Origin of the sequence: Neorhizobium sp. R1-B (genome assembly GCF_004368875.1) — a bacterium.
Classification (GTDB): Bacteria; Pseudomonadota; Alphaproteobacteria; order Rhizobiales; family Rhizobiaceae; genus Neorhizobium; species Neorhizobium huautlense.
Genome location: NZ_SOEM01000018.1, coordinates 58,705 through 72,888, shown reverse-complemented (window position 1 = coordinate 72,888; position 14,184 = coordinate 58,705). Strand labels below are relative to the sequence as shown.

The 14,184-nt window shown below is 61.0% G+C and carries 12 protein-coding genes and 1 tRNA gene; 6 read left to right on the top strand and 7 right to left on the bottom strand.

The features are described from left to right. The first annotated feature begins 104 nt into the window (after positions 1-104). On the top strand, positions 105-1,787 hold the full coding sequence (locus tag EDE05_RS20670) for a hypothetical protein (RefSeq protein WP_134102800.1): 1,683 nt from the start codon (positions 105-107) through the stop codon (positions 1,785-1,787). A 97-nt stretch (positions 1,788-1,884) separates the two neighbouring features. On the opposite strand, the gene rpsA is transcribed toward EDE05_RS20670, so the two are convergent. The 3 genes from rpsA to EDE05_RS20655 form a co-directional block, all read right to left on the bottom strand. After that, a complete protein-coding gene (gene rpsA / locus EDE05_RS20665; RefSeq protein ID WP_105373613.1) occupies positions 1,885-3,591 on the bottom strand; it encodes a 30S ribosomal protein S1 in 1,707 nt (568 codons plus the stop codon). A 173-nt stretch (positions 3,592-3,764) separates the two neighbouring features. Continuing rightward, positions 3,765-4,394: a (d)CMP kinase gene (gene cmk, locus EDE05_RS20660; protein ID WP_134102797.1), complete on the bottom strand. Its 630-nt coding sequence runs from the start codon at positions 4,392-4,394 to the stop codon at positions 3,765-3,767. Positions 4,395-4,429: 35 nt separating this feature from the next. Beyond that, complete coding sequence (locus EDE05_RS20655) at positions 4,430-5,071, bottom strand: FMN-binding negative transcriptional regulator (RefSeq protein ID WP_134102794.1); 642 nt, start codon at positions 5,069-5,071, stop codon at positions 4,430-4,432. Between the two features lie 202 nt (positions 5,072-5,273). On the opposite strand from EDE05_RS20655, the gene EDE05_RS20650 reads away from it, so the two are divergent. Both EDE05_RS20650 and EDE05_RS20645 read left to right on the top strand, forming a co-directional pair. After that, positions 5,274-5,660 carry a TIGR02300 family protein gene (locus tag EDE05_RS20650; protein WP_105373610.1) on the top strand — a complete coding sequence of 129 codons (387 nt, stop codon included), beginning with the start codon at positions 5,274-5,276 and terminating at the stop codon, positions 5,658-5,660. A 156-nt stretch (positions 5,661-5,816) separates the two neighbouring features. Beyond that, positions 5,817-5,892: transfer RNA gene (locus tag EDE05_RS20645), tRNA-Ala, on the top strand. Positions 5,893-5,952: 60 nt separating this feature from the next. Here the strand turns inward: EDE05_RS20645 and EDE05_RS20640 are convergent. From EDE05_RS20640 to EDE05_RS20625, 4 genes are all read right to left on the bottom strand, one after another. Then, positions 5,953-6,216: a hypothetical protein gene (locus tag EDE05_RS20640; protein ID WP_134102791.1), complete on the bottom strand. Its 264-nt coding sequence runs from the start codon at positions 6,214-6,216 to the stop codon at positions 5,953-5,955. A gap of 107 nt (positions 6,217-6,323) precedes the next feature. Continuing rightward, complete coding sequence (locus tag EDE05_RS20635; RefSeq protein ID WP_134102789.1) at positions 6,324-7,232, bottom strand: DMT family transporter; 909 nt, start codon at positions 7,230-7,232, stop codon at positions 6,324-6,326. Then, the gene (locus EDE05_RS20630) at positions 7,229-9,631 is read right to left on the bottom strand and encodes a PIG-L family deacetylase (RefSeq protein WP_134102786.1); all 2,403 of its coding nucleotides are present in this window, start codon (positions 9,629-9,631) and stop codon (positions 7,229-7,231) included. Before EDE05_RS20630 ends, EDE05_RS20635 begins: the two co-directional genes overlap by 4 nt. A gap of 18 nt (positions 9,632-9,649) precedes the next feature. Then, positions 9,650-10,876 carry an ROK family protein gene (locus tag EDE05_RS20625; RefSeq protein ID WP_134102783.1) on the bottom strand — a complete coding sequence of 409 codons (1,227 nt, stop codon included), beginning with the start codon at positions 10,874-10,876 and terminating at the stop codon, positions 9,650-9,652. A gap of 257 nt (positions 10,877-11,133) precedes the next feature. On the opposite strand from EDE05_RS20625, the gene EDE05_RS20620 reads away from it, so the two are divergent. Genes EDE05_RS20620 through EDE05_RS20610 form a run of 3 tightly spaced genes read left to right on the top strand, consistent with a single transcriptional unit; the run spans position 11,134 to position 14,183 of the window. Next, positions 11,134-12,387, top strand: coding sequence for an extracellular solute-binding protein (locus tag EDE05_RS20620; RefSeq protein WP_134102780.1), 1,254 nt, complete (start codon positions 11,134-11,136; stop codon positions 12,385-12,387). 15 nt (positions 12,388-12,402) lie between these two features. After that, the gene (locus EDE05_RS20615; protein ID WP_134102777.1) at positions 12,403-13,344 is read left to right on the top strand and encodes a sugar ABC transporter permease; all 942 of its coding nucleotides are present in this window, start codon (positions 12,403-12,405) and stop codon (positions 13,342-13,344) included. Next, the gene (locus EDE05_RS20610; protein ID WP_112796249.1) at positions 13,341-14,183 is read left to right on the top strand and encodes a carbohydrate ABC transporter permease; all 843 of its coding nucleotides are present in this window, start codon (positions 13,341-13,343) and stop codon (positions 14,181-14,183) included. The genes EDE05_RS20615 and EDE05_RS20610 overlap by 4 nt, the downstream gene beginning before the upstream one ends. Position 14,184: the final 1 nt, after the last annotated feature.

The following is a 14,184-nucleotide window of genomic DNA, read 5'->3' as shown; positions in this document are numbered from 1 at the left end:
GGAAACGCCATGAGGCGTTACGGTCGCAGCGCCGCTACGTTGCGAAAACACGAGAACCGCTTCGCCGAGCTGCCCTGTCGTCGCAATCAGACATGGAGGGGACGATGCTGCCTCCGGTTCGTGCCGCGTTAAGCTCATCCGTCGACTATCACGCGCCATCGCAACAGCCGTTGCAGCGCCAGCGGATCGACGTTGCCAACGGTTCCCCAAATATCGATCCGCCCGTCTCGGCACCTTTGTCCGGTGGCCGCCTGGACATCCTGTCGCTCTCGGCTCAACTTCAGCTCGCTCAGGGCTTTTCCGTCTTCGCCGAAACCATCGGCAAATTGATCAAGCTGCCCCGCCGCGAAGGGGAAGCTCTTCTCGATTATGCGCAACGCCTTTCCGAAGCCGTCAGGGCCATGAATCCCGCCGAGAGAGCGGCCTTGGAACGTATCCTCAATCAGCTCGTCAAAGGGGTCACGCTTCGCTTGCTGGCGGAAATCCTCAACAATCCTGCCGGACCGGACGCAGCGCGTTTCGCCATGCGGATGGAGGCTGCGCAGCTGCTCGACCGCGACCTCGCTGCCAGGGCGGTGGTGAGTTCCTATCGGCAGAACGCCGGAGTCGAACAGCCGCCCGGCCTGCTCCCGCAACGAACAGCTCCGGCACAGGTGCGTGCCGAACCTCCGGCATCCACATTAACGGCAGCGGAGGAACCATGGACAGCGCAGGACGACGCAAACGGCACCATGGGCGCTGCCGAGGTTGCAGAGGCGGACATCTTACAAAGTTCGGAGGCGGACAGGTCGGAGGCATCCGCGCAGATCGCAGGGGAACCCGACGCCGATGCGGCCGAAGTCCATGACGGACTGGCTGCGCTTGCTCCTGAGACAGAGGAGCTCCTGCAGCTTCCTGCGGAGGGCGACAGCCCCGCCATCCATACCGAGACCGGGATTGAACAGGAAATCCCGCTGGAGCCCGTCGAAGGCGATACGCCCGATCTTGCGACACCCTTTTCGGAAGAAGAAGCCGCAGTGTCGAGTGGCAGTCGGCGATCCGAAAGCCCTGAATCAAACGCGCGGCCCGAACGCTCGGGCGACAAGCGGGGATCCGCGCCTGTCTTCTACGACGGCCCGGCGCTTGCCCGACTTTCCCAAAGAGATCCGAGGCAGCCGGCGCCCGCGGATACGCCTCGTAGCGACAGGACATCAACCGCAGCCGTGACAGGGTGGCTTGCCGAAATCTTTGCTGAAGGCAATACCGGTCTTCTGGAGCTTCTACCGCTTGCTGCCGAGCCTTCCCCCGAACAACAGGCATTGGAGGAGCTGCTCGACAGCGAAATCTCAGCGCAATCTTCAGCCGAGGCGGACGAGACGGCCAGCGGGTTCCCGGCCGGACGGACAAACCGGACTTCCGAGATCCGGGAAGACGCTGCTCCTGCCGGCAAGCCGGCAGCCGCACCTTCGAACGCCAGCACTCAAGCTGCCGATACTGCGGCAGATATCGCCGACCAAATGTCACTTCCATTGGTACAGCCACAGGTTTTCCGCGACGGCGTGCCGCTTCCCTACGTCCCTTATCCGCCAGAGGAACGCGAGCGAGATCCCGAAGAGCGAAAGACCCGAGCAGTATCGGCAACGGACGAGGATGCCGAGCAGCAGCATTCGCCGGGCGAACAGGCTTTCGAGGAAGATCATGCGACGGAAGATTCCAGCGAAGACGCTGAAGACAGTCCTCCCGGGGACGATGCCGAGGACGAAGGGCGAGCGAACGACCTTTACTGGCGTATGGCCGGCTGGGCCTGATCCTCGGATTCATCCCGGGACGAGATGACGGCCAAGCGGCATAAAAAAACCGCCGGACTTTCGATCCGGCGGCTTCTTATGTTCTAAGAGGCGTCGATTACTCGTTGTTGCCGCGGTTCTTCAGAGCCGCGCCGAGAATATCGCCAAGCGAAGCGCCGCTATCGGACGAACCGAACTGAGCAACGGCTTCCTTCTCTTCTGCGATCTCGAGAGCCTTGATCGACAGCATGACCTTGCGGTCCTTCTTGGACCAGTTGACGACGCGGGCGTCGAAAACCTGGCCGACCGAGAAACGCTCCGGACGCTGATCGTCGCGATCGCGTGCCAGGTCGTTGCGGCGGATGAAGGAGGTGATGTCTTCGTGGTTGACGAGCTTCACTTCGACGCCACCGTCGTTGACGGCGATGACTTCGCACGAAACGACAGCGTTCTTGCGCAGTTCGCCGGAAGCGGCAGCTTCGCCGACCGCATCACGGCCGAGCTGCTTGATGCCGAGCGAGATGCGCTCCTTGTCGACGTCCACATCAAGAACGACAGCCTTGACGACGTCGCCCTTGTTGTACTCCTCGATAACCTGTTCGCCCGGACGGTTCCAGTCGAGGTCGGAGAGGTGAACCATGCCGTCGACATCGCCTTCGAGGCCGATGAACAGGCCGAATTCGGTCTTGTTCTTGACTTCGCCTTCAACTTCAGTGCCGGCCGGATGGCTGTAGGCGAATGCCTGCCACGGGTTTTCCAGCGTCTGCTTGAGGCCGAGCGAGATACGGCGCTTGGACGGATCGACTTCGAGAACGACAACGTCGACTTCCTGGCTCGTGGACAGGATCTTGCCGGGATGTACGTTCTTCTTGGTCCAGGACATCTCGGAAATGTGGATCAGGCCTTCGATGCCCGGCTCCAGCTCGACGAATGCACCGTAGTCGGTGATGTTCGTGACGGTGCCGGAAATCTTCTTGCCGACCGGGTACTTGGCCGAGATGCCATCCCACGGATCCGACTCGAGCTGCTTCATGCCGAGCGAGATACGGTGGGTTTCCTGGTTGATGCGGATGATCTGAACCTTGACCTGCTGGCCGATGTTCAGGATTTCCGACGGATGGTTGACGCGGCGCCATGCCATGTCGGTGACGTGCAGCAGGCCGTCGATGCCGCCGAGGTCAACGAACGCACCGTAATCGGTGATGTTCTTGACGACGCCGTCAACAACTTGGCCTTCTTCGAGGTTCTGAACGATTTCAGAACGCTGCTCGGCACGCGACTCTTCGAGAACCGTGCGGCGGGACACAACGATGTTGCCGCGGCGCTTGTCCATCTTGAGGATTTCGAAGGGCTGCGGGTTGTGCATGAGCGGGGTAACGTCGCGGATCGGACGGATGTCGACCTGCGAACGCGGCAAGAAGGCAACGGCGCCGTCGAGATCGACGGTGAAGCCACCCTTGACCTGGTTGAAGATAACGCCTTCAACGCGCTCACCAGCTTCGAACTTGGCTTCGAGCTTGACCCAGCTTTCTTCGCGGCGAGCCTTCTCACGGGAAAGAACCGCTTCGCCGAGAGCGTTTTCGATGCGCTCGACATAAACTTCGACTTCGTCGCCGACCTTCAGCGAACCGTCTTTGCCCTTGGCGCCAAATTCCTTCAGCGCGATGCGGCCTTCGACCTTGAGGCCGACGTCAACGACCGCAACATCCTTCTCGATCGCCGTCACAATGCCCTTGGCAACATAGCCTTCGGCCAGATCGGTCTTGGAAAAGGATTCTTCGAGGAGGGCTGCGAAGTCCTCCCGCGTGGGGTTAGATACTGCCATGAAATCTCCTAGAGTGCCTTGTTCTCAAGGCACATAAGCGCCGGGGGTTGGTGTTGTTCATGCCTGGGCATCAGGTCCGCCTCTCTGTTTCAAGAGGCAAATCCGGCGCGGGGACCGATCTCCAGACTTTCCGGTCTTTCAGGGACGAAGCCGGCCAAAGCCGCCTTGCATCGTCAATTCCTCTTCAGTGCGGCGTCGATGATGACCTTCGCTGCCTGAAACGCGGCCTCTATACTCATTTCCGAGGTATCAAGCAAGTGCGCATCCTCGGCAGGCCTCAGGGGGCTGTCAGCCCGGCCCATGTCGCGCTCGTCGCGTTTCTTCACGTCCGCGAATATTTCCGCGTAGTCGGCGGGCTGCCCCCTGCCGACGATCTCGTCGTAACGGCGCCTTGCACGCACTTCCGGCGAGGCGGTGACGTAAAACTTCACGGGCGCCTCGGGGCATACGACGGTGCCGATATCGCGACCGTCGAGCACTGTTCCGGGCTTCCGTCGCGAAAAAGCGCGCTGCGCCTCGACCAATGCCCGGCGGACAGCCGGCATTACGGCGATCTTCGACGCCGCCTCACCGATCGCATGGACAGACAATACATCGCGATCGAGACCGGCAAGTTCCACCTCGCGCGCCATCTTCTCCGCAATTTTCTCGTCGTCGAGCGGCAGGCCTGCATCGAGAAGCGCCTTGGCCGCGGCGCGGTAGGTCAGACCGGTATCGAGGTGATGGAAGCCATAGGCGTCCGCAATCCGGCGGGACAGCGTCCCTTTTCCAGCGGCCGCCGGGCCGTCAATGGCGATGATCATTCCTGGCGTCAATTATTCCCACTCGTCTCTTGGCTTCAGGCGTTCCGCATGGCGCCGTACTGGCGAACTAGTTCCGCCATATCGCCCTGTCCGGGAATTTCATCAAGCCCCGCCGCCACGCCCTCGCGATCGGCGATGGGCCGGTTCTGGCTCACCTTCCACTTGCCTTCGATCTCGGCGATCTCGATCTCGACACCGACGATACCCTTGAGCTGAGCGCGGACGAAATCATCCGGCGCGTCGCTTACGGACCAAGGCAGCGCGCGGTTGCCTTCGTGCTGGCTGGTGATGGCGTTGATCTGGGACAGCAGCCAGTCGGCGTCCTCGACGATGCGGGCAGATCCCCTCGCCTGTACGGTCGCATAGTTCCAGGTAGGCACGACCTTTCCGGTCTCGCGCTTGGTTTGGTACCAAGACGGGGTCACGTAGGAATCGGCGCCCTGGAAGACGGTGAGCACGGAGGCACCGTCGCGGATATCCTTCCACTGGCCATTGGCGCGGGCCAGATGCAGGCGGAGCGTACCCTTCGTCGACGCTGCCGCATCGAGATGGAACGGGACGGGATTGGCGAGCAGGCCGGATGCGCCGGCGGTAATCAGCAGACCCAGCGGATGGGCGCGGATCAGGGCATGCTGGGTCGCGAGATCCTCTTCCCTGAAATGTGGCGGCTGGTACATCGGACGGCTCCTTCAATGGCAGGCGTGTCCATATCACAAACCATCCCGGCGATCACCTGCGGCGCATTGATGGGACGCATGAAAGTTTGTCTTTGACATCAAAGGGCACAGGCCTTATGGGGACCGGCTTAGATTTTTCACCCAATAGAAGCCGCGCAGGCGGCGAGCCGATCTATTCGGCCATCCTCATGAGGCTCTGACTGTGGCAAAAGCGGAACTCGGAACCAAGCGCACCGACCCCGATACCGGCAAGAAATTCTACGACCTGAACCGCGATCCCGTGGTATCCCCCTATACCGGCAAGTCCTGGCCGCTGTCCTTCTTCGAGGAAAACAGCGTGGCCAAGAAGATGGAACAGGCCGAGGAAGAGGACGTTCAGGAAGTCGATACCGAAAATCCGGAAGTCGAACTCGTCTCTCTCGAAGAGGGCGACGAAGCCGCCGGCGGCGACGATCTGCCCGACATCGGCGATGACGACGTGGATCTCGGCGATGACGACGACGACACCTTCCTGGAAGCCGACGAAGACGATGAAGACGACGATATGTCCGGCATCATCGGCGTGACCGGCGACGACGACGAAGTCTGATCGTCAACCATGATAAAGCCCGGCAAATCCATAAAAATTGCCGGGCTCGAAATTTTCGGCTTGCACTCTCCGTAAACGGGAAGTAATAAGCCGCCACTCCGCTAGGCCCAACCGCCTCGGAGTTCCCAGGACCGGAAGATGCCGGACCACCCTGATGGGGCTATAGCTCAGCTGGGAGAGCGCTTGCATGGCATGCAAGAGGTCAGCGGTTCGATCCCGCTTAGCTCCACCAAACCTAATCCCTACATATAGTTGTTGATCGACCGGGCCACGACGCCTGCTCGGCGCCGCGCTACCTCGCTATCAAACTGGTGTGCGGGTGACGGGCCAGCCGGTTATGGACGCGCTTGCGGGAGATCGTTGTTGGACGGCTGGGATGTGCCTTTTGACGCTCGGCCCTTTGCTCCAACTCCGGCAGGCTCGTGCAGGCCGAGCTGTCGGCGGCGACCTCGTCCAGATATTGCCGGCGACGCGCGACGGCCATCTGCCGGATGAGGGTTGCGAATATACCGGCCAGAACCGCAACGATTGCCAAAACGGACATTAGAGCGACCATGAACGCCTCCTGTCACCGCAATAACGCGCGCAGATGGAGAAAGTTCGGCAATTATAGTCCGACGTAGTTCACATCGCATCACATCCCTTTGCTCAGGGGGCACTTGCTTAAGGATGTCTCCAAGGGCGACCGTGACGCCGGTCGAGCCAAGAAGTCCCTTGGAGCGCCGCCAGGATGATGATCACGCCGATCACCACCCTCATCTCCGGCACCTCACCGAAGAAGACATAACCCGTGACGGTGACGAAGACGATCGAGAGGTAACCGACGGGCGCAAGCACGCTCGCATCGGCGATCCGATAGGCGCGCAGGAAACAATATTGTCCGAGTTGGGCAAGGAAGCCGATGCCAAGCAGTGGGATCCAGTCCAAGGGCAAAACCGGCTGCCAGGTGAAGACCGCCGGAACGGCCGTGATGACCGTAAGGCCGACCGTGTAGAAGACCATCATGACCGTGGTGTTCTCGTCCTTGAGCGCGCGGGTTTGAATAATCGCCAGTGAGCCGAAGACGACCGAGACCAGTACGACCAGCACTTCGACATCGAAACTCGACGTGCCGGGCGCCATGACGATCAGCACGCCGACGAAAGCAAGGCCGGCGCCGAGCCAGCGGATGCGGCTCACCGTTTCGCCGAGCATGGCGACGGCCATGGCCATGGTGATCAGCGGTCGGGAGAAGCCGACGGCATTGACCATGGCGAGCGGCAGCATGGTGATGGCGAAGAAATTGCTGGTCAGCGCCACCGCATTGCAGGAGATACGAAAAATGTTGCGCCACGGGTGCTTGACGCGGCGCATTTCGGCGCGGTGCCGCCAGATCAGCGGCAGGATGAACAACAGCCCGATCATCGCCCGGATGAAAACGAGCTGGAAGGCGGGATAGGTCGCTCCTTGCGCCTTTACCAGCGCCGTCATGCCGCCGGAGACCAGCGTCATGTCGAGAAGCAGCCAGCCGATGCCGATGCGGGCGTTCGAGGCCTGCTCGCTTTCCGTTTCCGGCGCGTGTTCCGTCGTCACGCCGGCTGCACGAGGTTCGCCATCAGCCGGAAGGCGCCTGGCACGAGCTTTTCGAGCTGGTGATGCAGCACCAGGCTTGTATGGGTATGGCGGCCCTCGCCGATGGCGCCGGAGATCAGCGCGCCCTTCAGCGGCTGTTCGTGGACATCGTGCATGGCCAGAAGCGGTTCGTAGGCATCATCCCAGCGGGAGACGAAATAGAGGCCGCGCTCCTTGTCCCACCCCTGCCAGTCCTGATGGCCGATCATGTTCGGTCCCTTGAGCAGCAGATGGTCGGGTGCAAGCACGGTGACGTCCGCCTTTGGATCGGTGACGCGCCAGCGCAGCGACGGCGAGCCGATTTCGATGCGGCGGACCGGCGTCTCGTTCGGGTCCCAGCCGTCCATCGGACGGTGATAGAGGGTGACGAGGTGGCCGCCTTCTTCGACGAAGCGGTGCAGGCGTTGGGTCGCGGCTGCAAGGTCCTTGCAGAGGCCGAAGGCGAAGATGCCGACGACGATGGTGGTGAAGCGCGACAGATCACTGCTTAGCGCCTGAGCGTCGAGTTCGGTTACGTCGAGACCCATGCGGGCGAGCCACAGACCGACGCGATCGGCACCGCCGCCGACATAACCGATGCGGGCGCCTTGGGGCAGCTTCAGATCGAGCGACAGGATCTTCAGGGCGGCAGGGGCGCGAAAGCTGGTGCGACCGATATGGCGGTAGGCGATCGGCGTGACTTGGAAGGCCGGGCCGCCGCCGATCTGCGGTTCGAGCTCGACGATGCCGGGCTTGGCCGCATCCGTCGGAGAGGCCAACCAGCCACCATCGACCTTATTCATCGCCCAGCCAGCGGGCGTCTTGAACGAGATAGTCGCGTTGATTCCGGAGATATTGGTCTTGATCGGCCATTCCGTCTGCTTCGTGCCGAGGGGAACAAGGAGCGCATCTGGCTGCAGGGTCAGCGACTGGGCGGGCGTTATCGAGAACGGCTCTTCGAGATCGAAGGTCCCGGTGACCGTGCGCCCGCCGATTTCGGCCGAGGCTTTCACGTGCGCATGGCCATTGCCCCCGAGTGCCGACCAAGCAGGCAGATAGAGGCAGGAGAGCGGCGCATCCAATGCTGCCGTCAGCGCGAACACTCGCTCGTTGGCGAGCGACCGGACGGAGGACGAGACGCCGGGTGGGAGAGCGGGGACGATATCGACCTTGTGGCTGGAAGCGCCTTCGCCAAGCTCCACGGTGAGCGCCGCAGCGCCGCCGGGGGAAATGGCTGAGGGATCGGCATAAGCGCGTTGGAAGATCGCCGCTGCATCGAGGATCGCGGCATCAACTTCGGCCTGCTTGCGCGCGATGCGATGACCATGCAGGGCCATAAACTCCTCTGATGCCATGGACGCGACGATCTCCAGCCAACCGGCGGCCTCGGTCAGCGCCGCAATGATCGCATCACGATCCGGGAACGCCGCCATAGCCACCGCGGTAGCCTGATCGGCTGAGCGCAATGCATCCTTCGCATTTGCCGCAAGATCCGGAAAATCCGAAAGCACGGTCAGCGAGGCCGGCAGACCCCGAAGGACCGACTGCTCCGCCTTCGCTCCCCCGACGGAGAGTTTCAGATGCAGGGGCCACTCCCTTTCCGCCTGTTTCTGCCAATGCCCCATCCCTTGGGAGGCGTGGTAATAACGCGACCATTCGCCGATCCGGTCGTATTCCACGCCAGTCGCCGGATCGCGACCCTCCGCAAGAACCGTCACCGTCGTATCCGGCGGCGGTACCTCGTCGTCATAGGTATTACCCCCACCGGACCAGGCAGGTAGATAATATTTCGCGACCCTCCATGGTTTCAAGCCTTCCGCGATATGCTCAGGATAAGCATTCGGGTCCGCGGCGAGCGCAATCGCCGTCTCGGCGGCGCGGGTCATGGCGCGGTGGTGGCCGTGCTGGCCGGGGACATCGAGGAAGGTCGGGATGACGATATCAGGGCGTTCCATGCGGTAGGCGCGCACCAGGCGCTCGACGATGCGGGCTTCGCCCCAGCGCGTGAAGGTCGCATCCCCATCCTTGGAAAAACCGAAATCGTGCACCGGGTCGCAGGGGCCGTGGCCGAGCCAGGATATATCGGCGTCAATGACCCGGGCCGCCTCTTCCAATTCGCGCGAACGCAACACGCCAAGCGGGCCGAGACGTTCCGGTCCCAGCGCATTCTGTCCACCCTCCCCACGCGTCGAGCAGGCGATGATGACCCGCATGCCAAGGCCAAAACGGAACCAGGCGAGCATCCCGTTCTGCTCGTCGTCCGGATGGGCACCGGTATTCATTACCGTGACCGTCGATTTCAGACGCGAAAGCCTCCGATGAAGCCGCACGAGCGAGGGGTCGGCCATTTGCCGTTCGATGCGTTCCCGAGCGGTCAGCATGAAAGTTCTCCAAAAATATCAGGTAGGAATATCGGCAAGCACGGCATGTGAGGTTTCGAGCTTGGGCGTCACCACATCGAAGAGCGGAAGTGCTGCCGCGCCGAGTGCGGCGGTCAGTTGTCCGGTCTGGCCGCGCAAGACACGCGGCAGGTCTCGCTGGCGCCGACTAGCGACCGAGGTGGGGAGATTGCCCATGCGGCCGATGATATCGCCGATGACGGCGTCCGGCAGCGCCCCCCCGAGGATCACGGTCTGCGGATCAAGGATGTTTTCGAGCATTGCAACCATCGGACCGAGATAGGTGGCTGCCTCGTCAACCCATTCCTCGATGACGGGATGCCGTTCGGCATGCAATTTCTCGATGTCGGAAAAGCCGCAATCCGGAAGGCCAGCACAGCTGAGCTTTTCCTTCAGCACATAGACGGAAGCATAACCCTCCAGGCACCCGAGCTGGCCGCAGGAAGGGCAAGGCTTGCCTTTCGGCACGACCGTGACGTGGCCAATTTCACCTGCATTGCCGAAGGCACCGCGATAGGGCGCGCCATCCTGGATGATCCCCAAACCGATGCCGACGCCAAAATAGATCATGCCGAAATTGGAGATCGTCAGGCCTGCCCCGAAAAGCCGTTCACCGACTGCCGCGGCCGTGGCATCGTTTTCTATGAGCACCGTATGGCCGCAAGCCTCGCTCAGTGATTGTGCCGCGTCCAGTCCCGCCCAGCCCGGTAGCGTGGTTGGACCAACCGATGTCATGCCGTCGATCCCGAAAGGACCCGGCATGACGACGCCTGTGCCCAGGAGCTTTGCGCCGACCGATCGACCGACGGTGGAAAGCTCGTCCGCAAATGCCGGAAGAATGTGTTCCGGTGTCGCATCCCGAAGCGACACGATGCGCCTTGCCCGGAGTTTTCCGGAGAGGTCGAGCGCCACGGTCACCATATGGTCGGCGGCGATTTCCACGCCGATCGTGGCACCGCCTTCGGGGTTGACGGCGAACTGAACCGGCGGCTGACCCCGGCCGGACCGCAGGCGCCCCATTTCCATCAGCAAGCCCTCGCTCGCCAGCTCATCCACGATATTGGCGACCGCCTGCGGTGTGAGACGGGTGAGCTTTGCGATGTGGGCGCGACCGAGGGAACCATGCCGCCTCACCACATCCAGCACAACGCGCCGATTGTGATCGCGGCTTCGTTCGGGGTTCTTCCCGATGGCCACCGGATGGGTGCCGATCGTGTGTATGGTCATCTCGCCCGTCCTCGGTTCGAGGGAAATTCATAACGCCGCAAGGCGGTAGGCGGCAATACAATAATTCAAGTAAATTATCTTATTGACAAACGATCCCAGCCGGGAAACCGTAAGGGAGTTGCGGCACCGAGCCGCAGCACTTCGGCGGAAGCATCTTTTCGCAGATCGGCAAGGCGTCCAACGCCAATCGACGGTGGGATGCAGGGAACAATCAGCCCCAAAGACCGGGAGATCCGGCGGGGTAAACGGAGGTTCACATGCGCAAGGCAACTTTGTTCGCCGGTCTCGTCGCCGGATTCAGCACATTTGCATTCAATGCCGCGCAGGCGGTCGAGATCGAATATTGGCAGTATGTCTTCGAGACGCGCGTGAAGGCGATGGACCAGCTCATCGCCGAGTTCCAGAAGGCCAATCCGGGCATCACCGTCAAACAGGTCACCTTCCCTTATGCCGATTATCAGACCCGGGTGATCGCCGCCAACATGGCGGGTCAAGGTCCGGACGTCATGCAGCTCTTCTACGGCTGGCTCGACAAATTCGTATCCGGCCAACTTCTGCAGCCGTTGCCGACCAATATGTTCCCGCACGACAAGATCGAGAGCGAATTCTTCCCGATCGTCAGCGCCATGAAGCGCGGCGAGGATTATTACGGTTTGCCCACCGCAGTGCGCTCGCTTGCACTTTTCTACAACAAGAAGCTCTTCACGGAAGCCGGCCTCGATCCTGCGAACCCGCCGAAGACGCTTGAAGAGTTCGTCGCCGCAGCCGAAAAGATCGCCAAGCATGATGCCTCGGGCAACCTTACCGTTGCAGGCTCGACACTCGATATGGGCGGGCAGGACCACCAATGGTGGCGCGAAGTGCTGATCCGCCAGTTTGGCGGCACCCCCTACACGGACAACGACGCGAAAGTTGCCTATGATAGCGAAGCCGGCATCAAGGCGCTGACGTTCTATACCAGTCTTCAACTCGAAAAGAAGATCGGACAGGCCGGCTTCATGGACGAGGGCCAGGCTGCATTTCGCGGCGGCAAGGCCGGCATGACGATCGATGGCACCTTCCGCCTCGGCTCTTTCAAGACGATCAAGGACTTCGAATGGGGCGTAACCGAACTGCCCGCCAATGCAGAAGGCGTTCGATCCAACTACGCTAGTTATTTCGCCAACGGCATCAGCGCCAAGACCAAAGGCGAAGAACTCGAAGCTTCCAAGAAGTTCCTGGCCTACATCTCCTCGCCCGAAGCGATGGAGATCTGGCTAAAGACAGTCGGCGAATTGCCGGCAAGGCGTTCAGCGGCGCTCACCGAAGCCAATCTGAAAGATCCCATCTATGGGCCTTTCCTGAAAGGCCTGGAATACGCTCACACCACGCTGTTCAAGGATGAAGCCGCCCAGCGCCAGAACGCCATCGATATGGCGAACCGCGTCCTGCTCGAAGGCCAGTCCGTCGAGGACTCCATCAAGCAGGCGGCAGAAGCCGAACAGGAAATCATCGACGCGGCCAAGCCATAACCGGCGGAGCCAATCATGGCAGCGATCGAACAACGGGGGGCGGCATCCGACCGTCCCGGCGGATCCTTTGGAGACCGCATTTCCATGCGGACGAAGCGGCTGCTCTGGGTTTGGGGATTTCTGGCGCTGCCGATCCTCTTCTACACAGTGATCCGCTTTTATCCGACATTCCAAGCCTTCTACCTGTCGTTTACCAATTGGGACCTGCTCCGCCCCGCGAAGTTCATCGGCGCCGCGAATTACGTGAAGCTGTTCAAGGATCCGCAGTTCTGGAAGGTGTTCAAGAATACCTTCACCTATCTGATCGTCGGCACTCCTATCAGCTTGGTTCTGGCCTTCGTCATCGCCTTTTTTCTCGATCGCGTTCGCCTCCTACACGGCTTCATCCGGGCGCTTTATTTCCTGCCCTACCTTACAACTGCCGCGGCCATGGCCTGGGTCTGGCGCTGGTTCTACCAACCGCCGCCGATCGGCGTGATCAACGATGTCTTCGGCATGCTTGGCATTCCGCAACAGCCCTTTATCCGCTCGGTGGACCAGGCACTGTTTTCGATCATGGTAACGGCCATATGGGCGGGCCTCGGCTTCCAAATCATCATCTTCATGGCCGGACTACGCGCCATTCCGACTACTTTCTACGAGGCTGCCCGCATCGATGGGCTCGGCGAATGGGCAATCCTGCGCAAGATCACCCTGCCGCTCCTGAAGCCCACCACCGTCTTCCTGGTGGTCTTCTCGTCGATCGGTTTCCTGCGCATCTTCGATCAGGTCTACAACATGACCACCAACGATCCCGGCGGGCCGCTCGGATCGACCAAGCCGCTAGTGCTGATGATCTACCAGACCGCCTTCAACTCCTACGCCATGGGATATGCGGCCGCACAGACCGTTGTTCTGTTCACCATTCTGCTGGTGGTTTCGTTGCTGCAGCTCTTCATCCTGAGGGACAAGAAATGAGCGAAGCGCCAGCCCTTTTCCATTCCAACATCCGACCTGGCCGGATCATCGCCTGGACATTGCTTCTGATCGGCGGCCTCATCATGGTCTCGCCACTTGCCTTCATGTTCTCGACATCCTTCAAGACGGCCGATCAGGTCTACGACCTGCGCCTTGTACCGGCTGCGCCTACACTCACGAATTACATCGCCGTACTGGCCGACGGCCGATTCACGCGCTGGTTCTTCAATTCCACGCTGGTTGCGGTCATCGTCACCCTATCGAACTGCTTCTTCGACAGCCTGGTCGGCTATACGCTCGCGAAATTCCAGTTTCGCGGCCGCTATTTCATCTTTCTCGCCATCCTCTCGACGCTGATGATTCCCACCGAGATGCTGGTCATTCCGTGGTATCTAATGTCGAGCCAGCTCGGCTGGCTGGACAGCTATTGGGGCATCATGTTTCCCGGCATGATGACCGCCTTCGGCACCTTCCTGATGAAGCAATTTTTCGAGACTGTGCCGAACGATTTCATCGAGGCCGCGCGCGTCGACGGGCTCAATGAATTCCAAATCTGGTGGAAAGTGGCGCTACCGCTGGTGACACCGGCGCTTTCGGCGCTTGCGATCTTCACCTTCCTCGGCAACTGGACGGCGTTCTTCTGGCCGCTGATCGTCACCACCAGCAAGGAACTCTATACGCTGCCGGTCGGACTTTCGAGCTTCGCGGTCGAGCAGTCCATCCAGTGGGAAATGATCATGACAGGTGCGGCAATCGCCACCCTTCCCACGCTTCTCGTCTTCCTCGTCCTGCAGCGCTACATCGTCCGCGGTGTGATGCTGGCAGGCCTGAAAGGATAAA